Raw genomic sequence first — 15227 nt, 5'->3', positions numbered from 1 at the left:
CCAGGTTGCGGGCGGCGGCCGGACCCCCCGCGCCGGCCGCCGCCCGCAACTCCGCCGCGTACGCCTCTGGCGTGCCCAGCCGGTCGGCCAGCGACCCGTCCCCCTCGGCGGCCACCTCGGCCAGGTGCTCCGGCAGGTCCTCGGTCAACTCGTCGCGGACCTGGGGCGGCAGGTCCGCCAGGGCGGCCCGGACCCGGGTCACGTAGTCCGCGATCTCCTGCTCCATGACAGTCACGCCGCCATCCCCCGATCGTCGAGCAGAGTGTCCATGGTGGTGGCGAACGAGCGCCAGAGCTTGCCGGAGCGGGTCAACTGGTCCCGGCCGGCGGCGTTGAGCGAGTAGTACTTCCGGTGCGGGCCGGACTCGCTCGGCACGACGTAGGTGGTCAGCAGGCCGGCGGCGAAGAGTCGCCGCAGGGTGCCGTAGACGGAGGCGTCGCCGACCTCGTCCAGGCCGGCCTCGCGGAGGCGGCGCAGGATGTCGTACCCGTAGCCGTCCTCCTCCCGGAGCACGGCGAGGACCGCGAGATCCAGCACGCCTTTCAAGAGCTGCGTGGTATCCACGCATCGCACACTACTGCGCAGTGCGAAGTACCGTCAAACGACACCCCGGCCGCGCCCTTGCCTGCGCTTCGGCCGTCCAGGCCAGGGACCCGCCAGCACGAACGCCTAGCTCGGCGACAGCAACACGAACGCGTCAGTTCGGCGACGGCAGCAGGCTCCAGGCGATGCCGTCGAGGATGTCGTGCTCGGAGGCGACCACCGCCGACATGCCGGCCCGCTCCATGATCGTCCGGAGCACCAGGGCCCCCGCGCCGATCACGTCGGCCCGGCCCGGGTGCATCACCGGGATCGCCAGCCGCTGTTCGCGGGTCTTCGCCAGCAGGTCGGCGGTCACCTCCGCCACCGCGTCGTACGACACCCGGGCGTGGTGGATGCGCCCCGGCTCGTACTCCGTGAGGCCCTCGGCGATGGCCACGACGGTGGTGACCGACCCGGCGAGCCCGACCAGGGTGGCTGCCTTGCGGCCCGGCACGGCCTCCAGCGCGCGGTCCACCGCTTCGGTGATGTCGGCCTGCGCGGCGGCGATCTCGTCCAGGCCGGGCGGGTCGCCGAGCAGGTGCCGCTCGGTCATCCGGACGCAGCCGATGTCCATCGAGATCGCGGCCTCGACGCCGTCGGACCGGGTCCCGACCACGAACTCGGTCGACCCGCCGCCGATGTCGATGACCAGGTACGGCTCCCGCGCGTCGGCGGGCAGGCCGCGCACCGCGCCGGTGAAGGAGAGCCGGGCCTCCTCGTCGCCGGTGACCACCTCGGGTGCGACGCCGAGGGTCCGCTCCACCATTGTTTGGAAGTCCCCGGCGTTGGAGGCGTCCCGGGACGCGGAGGTGGCGCACATCCGCACCCGGTCCGCGCCCAACTTCTCGATCTCGGCGGCGTAGGCGGCCAGGGCCACCCGGGTCCGCTCGATCGCCTCGGGGGCGAGCCGGCCCGTCTTGTCGACGCCCTGGCCGAGGCGGACGATCTCCATCCGGCGGCTCAGGTCGACCAGCGGCGCGCCCGGCCCGGCGGCCGGGTCGGGCAGGTCGGCGATCAGCAGTCGGATCGAGTTGGTCCCGCAGTCGATGGCGGCCACGCGCGTCGTCACGGCAGCAACCCTACGGCAGCCGCCCACCGGGCCACCCGCGACGGGGCGACGACCGTCTCCACCGTCGCCGCGCCCGCCGGGCCGTCTCCAAGGGCTTTCGCGGCGGGGCTCCCCAAAACAGCCCCTGGGGTGACCAGGACGCCGTCACAGGCGCAGCAGCATCCGGGTGTTGCCGAGGGTGTTGGGCTTGACCCGCTCCAGGTCCAAAAACTCGGCGACGCCCTCGTCGTACGAGCGCAGGAGCTGCTCGTACACCGGCTGCGGCACCGGCGCGCCGTCGATCTCGCGGAAGCCGAACGAGCCGAAGAACCGCGTCTCGAAGGTCAACACGAAGATCCGGGCCACCCCGATCTCCCGGGCCGCGTCGATCAGCTCGCCGACGATGCGGTGCCCGATCCGCCGCCCCCGGTATGCCGGGTCGACGGCCACCGTACGGATCTCGGCCAGGTCCTCCCACATCACGTGCAGCGCGCCGCAGCCGACGACGGCGTCGGCGTCGGCCGCGACCCGGAACTCCTGCACGTCCTCGTACAGGGTGACGGTGGCCTTGCTGAGCAGCCGCCGGTCGTCGGTGTAGGTGTCCACGAGCCGCCGGATGCCGCGCACGTCGGAGGTGCGGGCGCGACGCACCAGGATCGTGTCGGCGGTCATCTCACTCATCTCACTGCGCCGCCGGAACGTCCACGCACGGCCCGGCCGCCCACCACTTCTCCACCAACGCGAGGGTCTCGTCGCCGAACGGGTTGACCCCCGGGCCGGCGCCGAGGGCGTGGCCAAGATGCACGTGCAGGCACTTCACCCGGCCGGGCATGCCGCCGGCGGAGACGCCCGCGACCTCCGGCACGTGGCCGATCGCCTCCCGGCGGGCCAGGTAGTCCTCGTGCGCCGCCCGGTACCGGGCGGCCAGCTCCGGGTCCTCCGCCAGCCGCTCGGCCATCTCCCTCATCAGCCCGGCCGACTCCAGCCGGCTGCACGCGGCCGTCGCGCGGGGACAGGTCAGGTAGAACAGCGTCGGGAAGGGCGTCCCGTCGGCCAGGCGCGGGGTCGTCTCCACCACGTCGGGCAGGCCGCAGGGGCAGCGGTGGGCCACCGCCCGGGTGCCACGCGGGGTGCGCCCGAGCTGGGCGGCCACCGCGGCCAGGTCGGCCTCGGTGGCCGGTTCCCGCTTCGGCGGGGGTACGGAGTCCGCCGCCGGCTCCGGCGGGGGTACGACAGTCACGGTGCCCATCTTTCGTCGGTGCGCTGGAGTCAACGTGCTGAGGGTGGCGCGCTCAGGGCGGCGCGTTCACTGGCCGGGGCGGTCGGCGTTCGCGGCCCGCACGCTGGACCACAGGGTGTCGTACCAGGGATCGGGGGTTTCCGGCCGGGCGGGGGGCCGCCCACCGCCCGCGTCCCGGGTCGCCCCGGCCGGGTCGTTGAGCACGATCACCGGGACCTCGCCCGGGTAGACCATGTAGAACCGCTCCCGGGCCTGGATGCGGATGTACTCGTCGTCGCGCCACTTGGCCGCCTCGGCGGCGCGTTCGGCGATGAGCTGCCGCTGGGCGGCCTGGGCCGCCTCCATCCGCTGGATGTCCGCCTGCTGGTCCAGGTAGACCCGGACCGGATAGGTGTAGGCGAGGGCGAGCGCGATCAACACCGCGAACAGCACGGTGGCCCGGCCGGTGAAGCGTCGGGGGTGGGGTGCGGAGAGCCGCTTGACCGTGCCTCCGGCGGCGGCGCGCCGGGCGGCGGCGGGACGGTTCGCGGAGCGTACCGACTCGGCGGCCCGCGCCGAGCCGGGCGACCGGCCGGCGGCGCGCGCCTCCGCGCGGACGCCGTCGCGGACCGACGCCCGGGCGCGGGCCCCGCCCGGCCGGCCGGACTGACCCGGCCGGCGGACGGGACGCTGACCACCCGGTGTGCGGCGCTGCTGCATCGTCACACCCCTCCCCCGAGGCCTGCTGGGTGTCTCAGGCCGAACGGTAACGCGGGAACGCGCCCACCCCGGCGTACCGCGCCGCGTCGGCCAGCTCCTCCTCGATGCGCAGGAGCTGGTTGTACTTGGCCACCCGGTCCGAGCGGGCCGGGGCGCCGGTCTTGATCTGGCCGCAGCCCGTCGCCACCGCCAGGTCGGCGATGGTGGTGTCCTCCGTCTCACCGGAACGGTGACTCATCATGCACTTGAACCCGGCCCGGTGGGCCAGCTCGACCGCGTCGAGGGTCTCGGTCAGCGAGCCGATCTGGTTCACCTTCACCAGTACGGCGTTGGCGGCCTTCTCGGCGATGCCCCGGGCGATGCGCTGCGGGTTGGTGACGAACAGGTCGTCGCCGACGATCTGGACCCGGTCGCCGAGCGCCGCGGTCAGGGTGGCCCAGCCGCTCCAGTCGTCCTCGGCCAGCGGGTCCTCGATGGAGACGATCGGGTAGTCGCCCGCGAGCTTGGTGTAGTAGTTGCTCATCTCCTCGGCGGACTTCGCCGCGCCCTCGAAGGTGTACGTGCCGTTGTCGAAGAACTCCGTGGCGGCCACGTCGAGGGCGAAGACGATGTCGGTGCCCAGCCGGTAGCCGGCCTTCTCGACCGCCTCGGCGATCAGGTCCAGCGCGGCGGCGTTGGTGGGCAGGTTGGGGGCGAAGCCGCCCTCGTCGCCGAGGCCGGTGGAGAGGCCCTTCTTCTTCAGCACGGACTTCAGCGCGTGGTAGACCTCCGCGCCGGAGCGCAGCGCGTCGCGGAAACTGGGCGCGCCGATCGGCGCGATCATGAACTCCTGGACATCGACGTTGGAGTCAGCGTGTGCCCCACCGTTGAGGATGTTCATCATCGGCACCGGCAGCAGGTGCGCGTTCGGGCCGCCCAGGTAGCGGAACAGGCTCAGCTCGGCGCTGCCGGCCGCCGCCTTGGCCACCGCCAGGGACACGCCGAGGATGGCGTTCGCGCCCAGCTCGCCCTTGTTGTCGGTGCCGTCGATGTCCAGCATCTTCTGGTCGATCAGCCGCTGCTCGCTGGCCTCGTACCCAATGAGCTGGTCGACGATCTTGTCCTCGATGTTCGAGACCGCCTTCTCGACACCCTTGCCCTGGTAGCGGTCGGCGTCACCGTCGCGCAGCTCGATCGCCTCGAAGGCGCCGGTGGAGGCGCCGGACGGCACCGCGGCGCGGGCGATCGTGCCGTCGTCCAGCCCGACCTCGACCTCGACCGTGGGGTTGCCCCGCGAGTCGAGAATCTCCCGGGCGACGATTCCCTCGATGGTTGCCACTGAGTCGCTCCTCGTTTGTGTGATTCCGGTCCGATATGGGCCGCGACGGTGCGGCTGAGGCAGGTGTTGAACGCAGCGTATCGGGCGACGGCTCGGCGCACTGCGTCGCCCGGCGCATCCGGCAGGAGGATGCGGGTCGGACATTCCCGGATTATCGACCCTCAACCGGCAACGGGTTTGCGCGAGGTGGGTCCGATCGACAAGGCTGGTCGCCATGCCCGCCGTCTCGACCACGTTCCGCGCGCTCGCTCTGTCGGTCATCGCGTCACTCTCGGTCACCGGCTGTCAGGCCCTCGACGACGCCGGCCAGGCAATCGGCCGGTCGGACCTGGTCAACGACTTCGCCGCCCGACTGGACCGGGCGCTCGAACTGACCTACTCCGCCGAGTACCAGCTCCCCGGCGGCCGGACCGCCACCATCGCCCAGGCCCAGGACCCGGCCCGGTCGGCGTACACGTGGCCGGGCGGGAAGCTGACCGTGACCGTCGACGCCACCACCCGGTGCGAGACCGGCACGGCTAAGGCCGTCTGCACGTTGCTCGCCCCGCCCCCGCCGAACGCGCGGCCCTCCGTCGAGCTGTTCACCGAGGCGAAGCGACGCGGCCTCATCACCCCGCCGGTGGTTGTCGGGCTGCTCACCGAGGCCGTACTCGACCCGCAGGCCGTGATCGAGCAGACCGACACCACCCTCGCCGGGCATCACGCCGCCTGCGTGGACGTCAAGCGCGCGGCCGGCGACTTCACCGCCTGCGTGACCAACGAGGGCGTGCTCGGCAGCTTCGCCGGCGAGTTGGACGGCAACACGATGGAGCTGGCGTTGAACCGCTACACCGACACCGTGGACGGGGCGAGCTTCGAGCTGCCGGCCGGCGCGGGCGTGGTGGACCGCCGCTCCGCCAGCTCGTGACCGCCCCCGGGTTCCGCCGGCCGCCGGGCTGACGGGTGTGCGGCGGCACGGCTCGCGCGTACGACGCACGGCGGCGTGTGAGGAAGGGCCCCCTGTACAACAGAATGCGTTAACAGGGGGCCCTTCCTCACACCCCGAGCAGGGTGCGCAGGTGGCGTGGGGGCGGGCAGTTGTGGGCGAGCATCGCGTCGTGCCACTCGCGCACCGACACCCCGGACGGGCGCAGCGCGGCGATCTCGGCGACCTCGCTGTACCCGACGAAGTACGTGGAGAGCTGGGTGGAGGTGAGCAGCGCCCGCCGCCACTTGCCGGCCGCCTCGCCCTCCTCCTGGAAGCCCCGACCCGTCATCAGCTCCATGGCCTCGGCCTCGGTCAGCCCGGCACAGTGCACGAGCTGGTCGAGCAGCGCGTTGATGGTCATCCGGAGCTGCATCTTGAGCTGCTGCAACCGTACCGGCAGCCCACCGAAGCCGAGGCCGGCCATCAGCTCCTCGGTGTACACCGCCCAGCCCTCGATGAACGAACCGGACTCGGCCAGCGCCCGGACCCGGGTGGGACCGGCGTACCGGCGGGCGTGGGCGAGCTGGAGAAAGTGTCCCGGCATCGCCTCGTGCACCGTCAGATTGCGGATCATGTGGTCGTTGTACTCGCGGTAGAACGACTCGACCCGGGCCGCCGGCCAGTCGGCCGGGGCCGGGGCGATGCAGTAGAACGTCGGCAGGGGCGCGATCTCCAGCGGGCCGGGCGAGTCGCAGTACGCCACCGCCACGCCCCGGGCGAACTCCGGCATCTCCTGGATCACGCACGGGTCGTCGACAAGCGTCACGAGGTCGTGCGCGCGGACGAAGTCGGTCGCCTCGTCGAGGGTGACCGAGGCCAGGTCGACGATGGTGTGGTCGTCGGGGTGCTCGGCGGCCAGCAGGTCCAGCGCCCGGCGTACCGTCTCGTCGTCGGCCGGGCCGCCGACCAGCTCGACGGCCGCCGCACGGATCTCGGCGGTGACCCGGTCCAGGTTGGCCCAGGCGCGGCGCTGCACCTCGGCGGCGCCCAGCTCGGTGTCGAGGGTGTGCCACAGCCGGGCCTCCCAGCGCCGCCGGCCCAGCCGGGGGTCCCGCCCGCCTTCGGCGTCGGCGACCAGCCCGGCGCGCAGCCAGGCCACGAACTCCTCCAGCGCCGCGATCGCGGCCGTGGCGGCGGGCTCCACCCGGTCGTACAGCGCGGGGGCCTCGGCGAGCAGCCGGGGCACCTCGTCGCGGACCAGCGCCGCCGTGCCGGTGAACTGCCCGACCGCCGTCTCGGCGTGCACCCGGGGCATGTCCCGCAGCGTCGCGCGCGCGGTCGCCAGGGCATCGGGTACGGCGGCGAGCCGACCGGCCAGGCTGGTCAGCCGCACGTCGGCCGGGGCGTACGGGCGGGCGAGCAGGGCGTGCAGCAGCGGACCCGGGTTGTGCCGCAGCGGGTCCCACTCGTACGCCCGGATCTCGTCGGACTCAAACAGCTCCCGATCGACCAGGGCGGTGAGCAGGGCGTGGTCGACGCTCTCGTCGATGTCGAGGGAGTCCGGGTCCAGCTCGGCGAGCGCGTCGGCCGCGTCGCGCAGCATCTCCCGGTCGGCGGCGACGGCACCGGCCGACAGGTCGGGCAGCCGGTCGTCGCTCCGGTGGTCACCGGCGGACGCGGCGAGGCCGGGGCGGCTCTCCAACAGTGCGTCGACGATCCGTTCGGCGCGGGATACGAAGGAGGACATGCGACGACCGTAGCGGGAGGCCGGTCAGGTTCGCTCGGCGGCGCGGACGGCGTCGGCGTACGCCAGGGCGGCGCGGCGCAGCGCCGCCTCCGGGTCCAGGTCGGCCTCCCGGGCCGCCGCCACCCGGGCCAGCAGCTCGGCGCCGAGCCGCCCCGCCGGGTCAGCCCTTGGGTCGGCCACGGGCAGCGGGACCGCCAGGCCGGCGCGGCCGGCGCGGTCCAGGATCTTGGCGGCCAGGGCGAGGGCGGGCAGGCTCGGCGCGATGCCGTCGAGCACGGAGTCCCGGGCCTTCTCCGCCCGCTTGATCCGCTCCCAGTTGGCGGTGATCTCGTCCAGGGTGGTGGCCCGGTCGTCGGCGAAGACGTGCGGGTTGCGCCGGACCATCTTGTCCACCAGGCCGCCGGCCACGTCGTCGACGTCCCACCGCTCGCCGTCGGGCAACTCCTCGGCCATCCGGGCGTGCAGCAGCACCTGGAGCAGCACGTCGCCCAGCTCCTCGCGGAGCGCGTCCGTGTCGTCCGCGCCGATCGCGTCGTACGCCTCGTAGCACTCCTCGATCAGGTAACCGGCGAGGCTGCGGTGCGTCTGCGCCCGCTTCCACGGATCGCCGCCCGGCGAGGCCAGCCGGTCCATCACCTCGACCGCGTCGAGCAGCCGGGCGCCGGGCGGGTCCCACGAGCCGTACATCAGCTCCAACTCGGCCAGGCCCGGCTCGCGGGCCAGCCGCAGGCCCAGCTCCCGGGCCAGCGCCTCGTCGCCGGCCGGCCCGGCCAGCCAGACCGCCGTGCCGTGCGCCGCCGCCGCGTCCAGCAGCGCTGGCGTCGCCGGGCCGTCCAGCACGGTCACCTCGGCGCCCGCCGCCCGCACGGCCGCCGTCAGCTCGCTCTCCGCGCCGGCCAGCACCGGGTTGCCGCGTACGACGTCCCAGGCCGCCGCCGTCAGCAGCCCCGCCGGGAGCCGGGGCGAGGCGACCAGCAGGACGATCCGGGCGGTCATGCCCCGGGCGCGGCCGGTGCGCTCGACTCCGCCGCCGGGGCCTGCGGGGTGGAGATGTCGGTGACCGGGCCGTTCTGGTCGATGTACGGCAGCGAGTAGAAGACCAGCGACTGGCCGGTGCTGACCACCGACGGGACGCCGATCGGGCGGAACCGGGGGTTGATCGACGTGCCGGCCTTCTCCGCCTCCTGCTGCAGGGCCGCGCTGAGCGCGGTGGCGGCGCGCACGAAGCCGCCCTGGCTGCCCGGGCCGCCGCTCTCCCCGAACGCCTGCCGGACCTGCGCCACGGTCAGCCCGGACTGGATCGCCCCGGCCTTCGCGATGGCGTCGTAGACGGCCATGACCGACTCGTCGCTCACCTCGGCCGTGGGCAGCTTCGCGCCGAGCGCGCCGGAGATGTCCACCCACTCGCCCCAGAGTCGGACGTACTCGGTGGCGGCCGGCATCTGGAGCTGCTGCTCAAGCTGCTCCGGCTTGACCTCGTCGGCCACCGTGATGCCCTGCTCCGCCACCACCCGCTTGCCCAGCTCGATGCTGACCAGCAGGTTCAGCACGTCCTGCCGGGTCACCGTGGAGCGCAACTGCTCCGGCGACGGGGTGGCACCGCTCTGCCCGGCCTGCGACCGGATGGCGTCGGCGTACTTGGCCTGGGCGTCGTCGTAGATCTCGTTCACCCGGTCGACGGAGTATCTCGTGTCGCCGACGTACGCGGCGACGGCCGGCGTGGCCTTCCCGCACGCACCGAGGGAGAGGACACCGAGGGCCGCGACGCTGGCGGCGGCGATGAGACGGCGAGCACGCATGACCGTCACTCTCTCATGCGCCCCTACCGGCCGTGACGCCGCCCGCCACGCCATGCCGCTCACCGAGCCCCCGCCCCGGCCGGCTGGGCCGCGGGGGCCGGATCGCCCAGCACGTCTTTCAGGAGCTGGGCGCACCACTCCAGCAGCGCCTGGTCGCGCAGCGGCTCGCCGCCCACCCGGCGAGTGCTCGGCCGGGGCACGCTGACCTGGTCGAGCGCGGACTTGTAGACCGAGTCGGGGTGGTAGCGCTTGAGCCGCAACTGCTTGGAGTCGGGCAGCGGCAGCGGACCGAACCGCAGGTGCTTGCCCTGCATGCTCACGTCGGTGAGCCCGTACCGGCGGGCCAACAGCCGGAACCGGGCCACCGCCACCAGGTTCTGCACCGGCGCGGGCGGCTCGCCGTACCGGTCGGTCATCTCGGCGACCACCTCACGCAGCCGGTCGGCGTCGCGGGCCTCGGCGAGCTTGCGGTACATCTCCAGGCGCAGCCGCTCCACGCCGACGTAGTCGTGCGGCAGGTGCGCGTCCACCGGAAGGTCGATCTTGACATCGGTCTCCTCCTCGGGGCGCTCGCCCTTGAACGCCTGCACCGCCTCACCGACCATCCGGACGTACAGGTCGAAACCGACGCCCTCGATGTGGCCGGACTGTTCGCCGCCGAGCAGGTTGCCGGCGCCCCGGATCTCCAGGTCCTTCATCGCCACGTACATGCCCGCGCCCAGCTCGGTGTGCTGGGCGATGGTGGCCAGCCGCTCGTGGGCGTGCTCGGTGAGCGGTTTATCCGGCGGGTAGAGGAAGTACGCGTACGCCCGCTCGCGCCCCCGGCCCACCCGGCCCCGGATCTGGTGGAGCTGGGCCAGGCCGAGCAGGTCGGCCCGCTCCACGATCAGCGTGTTGGCGTTCGGGATGTCGATGCCCGACTCCACGATCGTGGTGCAGACCAGGACGTCGAACTCCTTCTCCCAGAAGCCGACCATCACCTTCTCCAGGGCCTCCTCGCCCATCTGGCCGTGCGCCACCGCCACCCGGGCCTCCGGCACCAGCTCCCGGATCTTCCGCGCCGTCTTCTCAATCGTCTCGACCCGGTTGTGCAGATAGAACACCTGTCCGTCGCGGAGCAGCTCGCGGTGGATCGACGCCGCGACCTGCCGCTCGTCGTGCGCCCCGACGAAGGTGAGCACCGGGTGCCGCTCCTCCGGCGGGGTGGCGATCGTCGACATCTCCCGGATGCCGGTGATCGCCATCTCCAGCGTGCGCGGGATCGGGGTGGCCGACATGCTCAGCACGTCGACCGAGGCGCGCAGCGTCTTCAGGTGCTCCTTGTGCTCGACGCCGAAACGCTGCTCCTCGTCGACGATGACCAGGCCGAGGGACTTGAACCGGGTCGCCGTCTGGAGCAGCCGGTGGGTGCCGATGACGATGTCCACGGTGCCGCCGGCGATCATCTCCAGCGTCCGCTCGGACTCCTTCGGGGTCTGGAAGCGGGAGAGCTGCCGGATCTGCACCGGGAACTGGCTCATCCGCTCGGCGAACGTGTTGTGGTGCTGCTGCACCAGCAGGGTGGTCGGCACCAGCACGGCCACCTGCTTGCCGTCCTGCACCGCCTTGAACGCCGCCCGCACCGCGATCTCGGTCTTGCCGTACCCGACGTCGCCGCAGATCAGCCGGTCCATCGGGACGGTCTGCTCCATGTCCCGCTTGACCTCCTCGATGGCGGCGAGCTGGTCCGGCGTCTCCTGCCAGGGGAAGGCGTCCTCCAGCTCCCGCTGCCACGGGGAGTCCGGGGCGAACGCGTGGCCCTTCGACGCCTTGCGGGCGGCGTAGAGCTGGATGAGCTGCGCCGCGATCTCCTTGACCGCCTTGCGGGCCCGGGCCTTGGACTTCTGCCAGTCCGCGCCGCCCATCCTGTGCAGCGTGGGCTGCTCCCCGCCGACGTAGCGGGAGAGCTGGTCGAGCTGGTCGGTGGGGACGAACAGGCGGTCGCCCGGCTGGCCGCGCTTGCTCGGCGCGTACTCGATGACGAGGTACTCCCGGGACGCCCCGTTGACCGTGCGCTGCACCAGCTCGACGTACCGGCCGATGCCGTGCTGCTCGTGCACCACGTGGTCGCCGGCCTTGAGCTCCAGCGGGTCGATGGTGTTGCGCCGCCGGCTCGGCATCTTGCGCATGTCCCGGGTCGAGGTGCCCCGGCCACCGGTGACGTCGTTGCCGGTCAGCAGCACGAACCGGGACGCCTCGTCGACGAACCCGCTGGTCAGGCTGCCGCAGGTGACCAGCACCTCGCCCGGGGCGGGCGCGGCCGGCACCCGCTCGACGAACCGGGCGCCGAGGCCGGCGTCGCGGATCACCTCGACGGCCCGCTGGGCGGGGCCGTGGCCCTCGAAGACCAGCGCGATCGACCAGCCCTCGCCGGCCCAGCGCTTGAGGTCCTCGGCCACCCGGGCGGTATCGCCGTGGTAGAGCGGGGCCGGCTGGGCGGCCAGGGCCACCGCGATGGCGTCGTCGGGCGTGACGTCGACCTCGGTCGGCGCGTCCTCCCACGGCTGCGGGGCCGGGGCCGCCGCATCGGCCGGCACGAGGCTGAACGGGGCCAGGGTCCACCAGGGCCGGCGCAGGGCGCGGGCGTGCGCGCGTACGTCGGCCAGGGTCTTGAAGGCAGCGGCCCCGAGGTCGACCGGGGCCTGGCCCCCGACGGCCGCCGCAGCCCAGCTCGCCTGGAGGAACTCCTCGGAGGTGCGGACCAGGTCGTGCGCCCGGGTGCGGATGCGCTCCGGGTCGCAGAGCAGCACGTGGGTGCCGGCCGGCATGCAGTCCAGCAGCAGCTCCAGGCTCTCGCTGCCGAGCAGCTCCGGGGTCAGCGACTCCATCCCCTCCACGGGGATGCCCTCGGCCAGCTTGTCCAGGATCTCGGCCAGCTCGGGGTGCTCGGTTGCCAGGGCGGCGGCCCGCCGCCGCACGGCCGGGGTGAGCAGCAGCTCCCGGCACGGCGGGGCCCACAGCAGCGGGGCGGCCTCGATGGTGCGCTGGTCGGCCACGGCGAAGGTGCGGATCTCCTCCACCTCGTCGCCCCAGAACTCCACCCGGGACGGGTGCTCGTCGGTGGGCGGGAAGACGTCGAGGATGCCGCCACGCACCGCGAACTCGCCGCGCTTGGTGACCAGGTCGACCCGGGCGTACGCCATGTCGGCGAGCCGGCGGGCGACCTGTTCCAGATCCGCCTCGTCACCGGCGGCCAGCCGCACCGGCTCCAGGTCGCCCAGGCCCTTCAGCTGCGGCTGGAGCAGCGACCGCACCGGCGCGACGACCACCCGCAGCGGCCCGGTGCGCCCACGGGCGTCGGCGGCGTCGGGATGGGCGAGCCGGCGCAGCACGGCCAGCCGGCGGCCGACGGTGTCGGAACGGGGCGAGAGCCGCTCGTGCGGCAGCGTCTCCCAGGACGGGAAGACGGCGACCTGCTCGGGCGGGAGCAGGCTGCCCAGCGCCGAGGCCAGGTCGTCGGCCTCCCGGCTGGTGGCGGTGACCGCGAGCACCGGCCGGCCCGCGCCTCCGCCGGCCTGCGTCTCGCCGCCCCCGGTGCCGACGGCCGGGTCGGCGGCCACGGCGGCCACGGCGAATGGGCGCAGCGCCGCCGGGGCGGTCAGGTCCAGCCCGTCGACCTGCGCGGCACCGGAGCGCGCCAGGTCACGCGCCCGGGCCAGCCCAGGGTCGGCCAGGGCGGCGGCGAAGAGTCCGGTGAGCAATCTGATCACTTCCCAGTGGCGGCGCGGTCACGGCACACGACGGATCCCCCGCGCCCGACGGGGACGGGGGGGTGGCAGCACCCCAGCCTATCCCCGCCGCCCGACACCCACCCTCCTCCCGCCCCAACCCGGAACGCCGGGACACGATCGTGCTCGATCTGGAAAAGCGTGGCCTCCCCGGGTGGTCGAGGGCACCCCGGGCGCTGAAGGTCCCTCGTGCGGGAGCGAGAGAGTCAGTAGCGCACGCTGATCCGGCGTTCGACGGCGTCGACCACGACCTCACCCCCGTACGGGACGATCACCTGCGGGTCGGTGTGGCCGAGGTCGACGTCGAAGACCACCACGGCGTCCGGCCGGTACTCGGCGAGCGCCCGGGTCACCGCCGCCCGCTGCTCGTCGGCGTACGTCCGGCGCTGCGCGACGGTGTGCGGGCGCTCGAAGTCCCACGCCTTGGCCCGGCCGACGAGCACCGCCGGGAAGCCCGCCAGCAGCCCCCGCTCCCCCAGGTTGCGCAGCATCCGGTACACCTCGGTGGCCGACGGCAGCTCCTCCGAGGTCTCGACGATCAGCACCTCGCCCGTGTGGTCGGCGACGCCGCCGACCCGGTCGGTGGCCAGCAGCCAGTGCAGGATCTCCAGGTTGCCGCCCCAGGTTCGCCCGCGTACCACCCGCGCCGGCCCCTGCCAGTGCCAGCCGCCGCCCGGGAACATGACCGGCTCGGTGGCGAGGGTGGCCGGGTCGCGCCAGTCGTTCGGCTGGTCGCCCCACTCCGCGATCGGCGCGAGGTCGTACCAGCCACTCCACCGGCACCAGGCCGAACTCCTCGCGCAGCCGGCGCAGGCCCAGCTCGTACATGGGGGAAGATCGCCGGCAGCCCGGCGGAGGGCGACACGACCGCGACCCGGTCGCCGGGCCGGGGTTTTGGCGGATAGCGCAGCGACGCCACGATCGGGACGCTACCACCGCGTTCCGCCCCGACCGAAGCGACGAAAATCCGCAACAAGGGCATATTGCCCCTAGGCTGGCCGTGTGGACGATGAGCCGGACATCCCGGTACGCGAGTGGCTGCCGCGCACCGCCGCCCTGCTGGCCGGCACCCTGGCGCTGGCCACCGCGTTCATCGCCGCCTACGTGGGCGCGTTGCACGACCCGGCGCCACGCGACGTGCCGGTCGGGGTGGTCCTCGGCGACCAGCGCGCCCAGGCGGTCATGGCCGCCGTGCGCGGCGAGACCGACAAGATCGAGCCCGTCGAGTACGACAACGCGGCGGCCGCCGACGACGGGCTCACCGCCCGCGAGGTGTACGGGGTACTCACCGCCACGCCCGAGGGCGGACTGCGACTCGCCACTGCCAGCGCCTCCGCGCCCGCCGCCGCCGACGTGGTCGACCAGGTGTTCGCCGAGGCCGCTCGGCGGTCCGGCCTGCCGTTGACGGTCACCGACGAGGTACCGGTCGAGCGGACCGACCCGCGCGGTCTCGTCCCGTTCTACGTCGCGGTCGGCTACATCCTCGGCGGCTACCTCGCCGCCACCGCGCTCGGCCTGCGTATGGGCACCGCGCCCCGCAGCCTCGCTGCCGCCGGGCTGCGCATCGCCGCCCTCGCGGCGTACGCGGTCGTGCTCGGCGTGGTGGGCGCGCTCGTGGTCGGTCCGGTGCTGAACATCTGGCACCACGACGTGCCGGCGGTCGCGGCGGTCGGCGCCCTGGCCGCCTTCGCCGCCGCCATGATCGCCTCTGCCATGCAGGGCTGGCTCGGGCTGCTCGGCACCGGGCTCGCCATCCTGCTGCTCGTGGTGCTCGGCAACCCCGGCTCCGGCGGCATCTACGCCCCCGAGTTCCTGCCCGCCTGGATGCGCGGCATGCACCGGTGGAACGTGCCCGGGCTGACCACCGACCTGATCAAGTCGGCGGTCTACTTCGATCGCCGGTCGATGGGCTGGCCGCTGGGCGGGCTCGCCCTGTGGGTGGCGCTCGGCGTCGTGGGATTGCTCACGGCCACCCTGGTCCGCGGCCGGCGAGCCGCCCTGCGCCACTCGGGCGGCACCCCTCCCACCTGCGACGATGCGCGCCCCGCCGGGGCGGGCGGTTAGCAGGGGCCCCCTGTACAACAAAAAGCGATAACAAGGGGCCCTTCCTTTCGAAGGGG

At 73.6% G+C, this 15227-nt stretch carries 13 protein-coding genes and 1 pseudogene; 2 read left to right on the top strand and 12 right to left on the bottom strand.

The genetic code is table 11. From position 1 onward, the window contains the following. The 7 genes and pseudogenes from MCAG_RS19310 to eno form a co-directional block, all read right to left on the bottom strand. Positions 1-235: pseudogene (locus MCAG_RS19310) on the bottom strand (hypothetical protein); the annotation flags it as partial. Next, positions 232-564, bottom strand: a complete 333-nt coding sequence (locus tag MCAG_RS19305; protein ID WP_036374274.1) for a PadR family transcriptional regulator — start codon at positions 562-564, stop codon at positions 232-234. The pseudogene MCAG_RS19310 and the gene MCAG_RS19305, both read right to left, overlap by 4 nt. Positions 565-697: 133 nt before the next feature. Further along, on the bottom strand, positions 698-1639 hold the full coding sequence (locus MCAG_RS19300) for a Ppx/GppA phosphatase family protein (protein WP_036374270.1): 942 nt from the start codon (positions 1637-1639) through the stop codon (positions 698-700). Between the two features lie 156 nt (positions 1640-1795). Further along, entirely contained in the window at positions 1796-2302 is a 507-nt protein-coding gene (locus MCAG_RS19295; protein ID WP_036377541.1) for an amino-acid N-acetyltransferase, read from the bottom strand. A gap of 10 nt (positions 2303-2312) precedes the next feature. Further along, entirely contained in the window at positions 2313-2870 is a 558-nt protein-coding gene (locus MCAG_RS19290) for a DUF501 domain-containing protein (RefSeq protein WP_036377539.1), read from the bottom strand. A gap of 66 nt (positions 2871-2936) precedes the next feature. After that, positions 2937-3569, bottom strand: a complete 633-nt coding sequence (locus MCAG_RS19285; RefSeq protein ID WP_036377536.1) for a septum formation initiator family protein — start codon at positions 3567-3569, stop codon at positions 2937-2939. A 34-nt stretch (positions 3570-3603) separates the two neighbouring features. Next, on the bottom strand, positions 3604-4887 hold the full coding sequence (eno, locus tag MCAG_RS19280) for a phosphopyruvate hydratase (protein ID WP_007074662.1): 1284 nt from the start codon (positions 4885-4887) through the stop codon (positions 3604-3606). A 214-nt stretch (positions 4888-5101) separates the two neighbouring features. Between eno and MCAG_RS19275 the strand changes: the two genes are divergently transcribed. After that, positions 5102-5794 carry a hypothetical protein gene (locus MCAG_RS19275; protein WP_036374267.1) on the top strand — a complete coding sequence of 231 codons (693 nt, stop codon included), beginning with the start codon at positions 5102-5104 and terminating at the stop codon, positions 5792-5794. 127 nt (positions 5795-5921) lie between these two features. On the opposite strand, the gene MCAG_RS19270 is transcribed toward MCAG_RS19275, so the two are convergent. The 5 genes from MCAG_RS19270 to MCAG_RS34995 all read right to left on the bottom strand — a co-directional run bounded on the left by MCAG_RS19270 (position 5922) and on the right by MCAG_RS34995 (position 13790). Then, positions 5922-7541, bottom strand: a complete 1620-nt coding sequence (locus MCAG_RS19270) for a DUF885 domain-containing protein (protein WP_007074660.1) — start codon at positions 7539-7541, stop codon at positions 5922-5924. A gap of 24 nt (positions 7542-7565) precedes the next feature. After that, on the bottom strand, positions 7566-8537 hold the full coding sequence (locus MCAG_RS19265; protein WP_007074659.1) for a nucleoside triphosphate pyrophosphohydrolase: 972 nt from the start codon (positions 8535-8537) through the stop codon (positions 7566-7568). Then, entirely contained in the window at positions 8534-9340 is an 807-nt protein-coding gene (locus MCAG_RS19260; RefSeq protein ID WP_036374264.1) for a hypothetical protein, read from the bottom strand. Before MCAG_RS19260 ends, MCAG_RS19265 begins: the two co-directional genes overlap by 4 nt. Before the next feature lie 59 nt (positions 9341-9399). Continuing rightward, entirely contained in the window at positions 9400-13080 is a 3681-nt protein-coding gene (mfd, locus tag MCAG_RS19255; RefSeq protein WP_036377533.1) for a transcription-repair coupling factor, read from the bottom strand. A 233-nt stretch (positions 13081-13313) separates the two neighbouring features. Continuing rightward, positions 13314-13790, bottom strand: a complete 477-nt coding sequence (locus MCAG_RS34995) for an LD-carboxypeptidase (RefSeq protein WP_007074656.1) — start codon at positions 13788-13790, stop codon at positions 13314-13316. Positions 13791-14109: 319 nt separating this feature from the next. Here MCAG_RS34995 and MCAG_RS19245 point away from each other — a divergent pair, with 319 nt between their 5' ends. Continuing rightward, positions 14110-15171: a hypothetical protein gene (locus MCAG_RS19245; protein WP_007074655.1), complete on the top strand. Its 1062-nt coding sequence runs from the start codon at positions 14110-14112 to the stop codon at positions 15169-15171. Positions 15172-15227 lie beyond the last annotated feature (56 nt).

This window comes from Micromonospora sp. ATCC 39149 (assembly GCF_000158815.1).
GTDB lineage: Bacteria > Actinomycetota > Actinomycetes > Mycobacteriales > Micromonosporaceae > Micromonospora.
The sequence above is the reverse complement of the archived record's forward strand: the minus strand, read 5'-3'. Positions and strand labels throughout refer to the sequence as shown.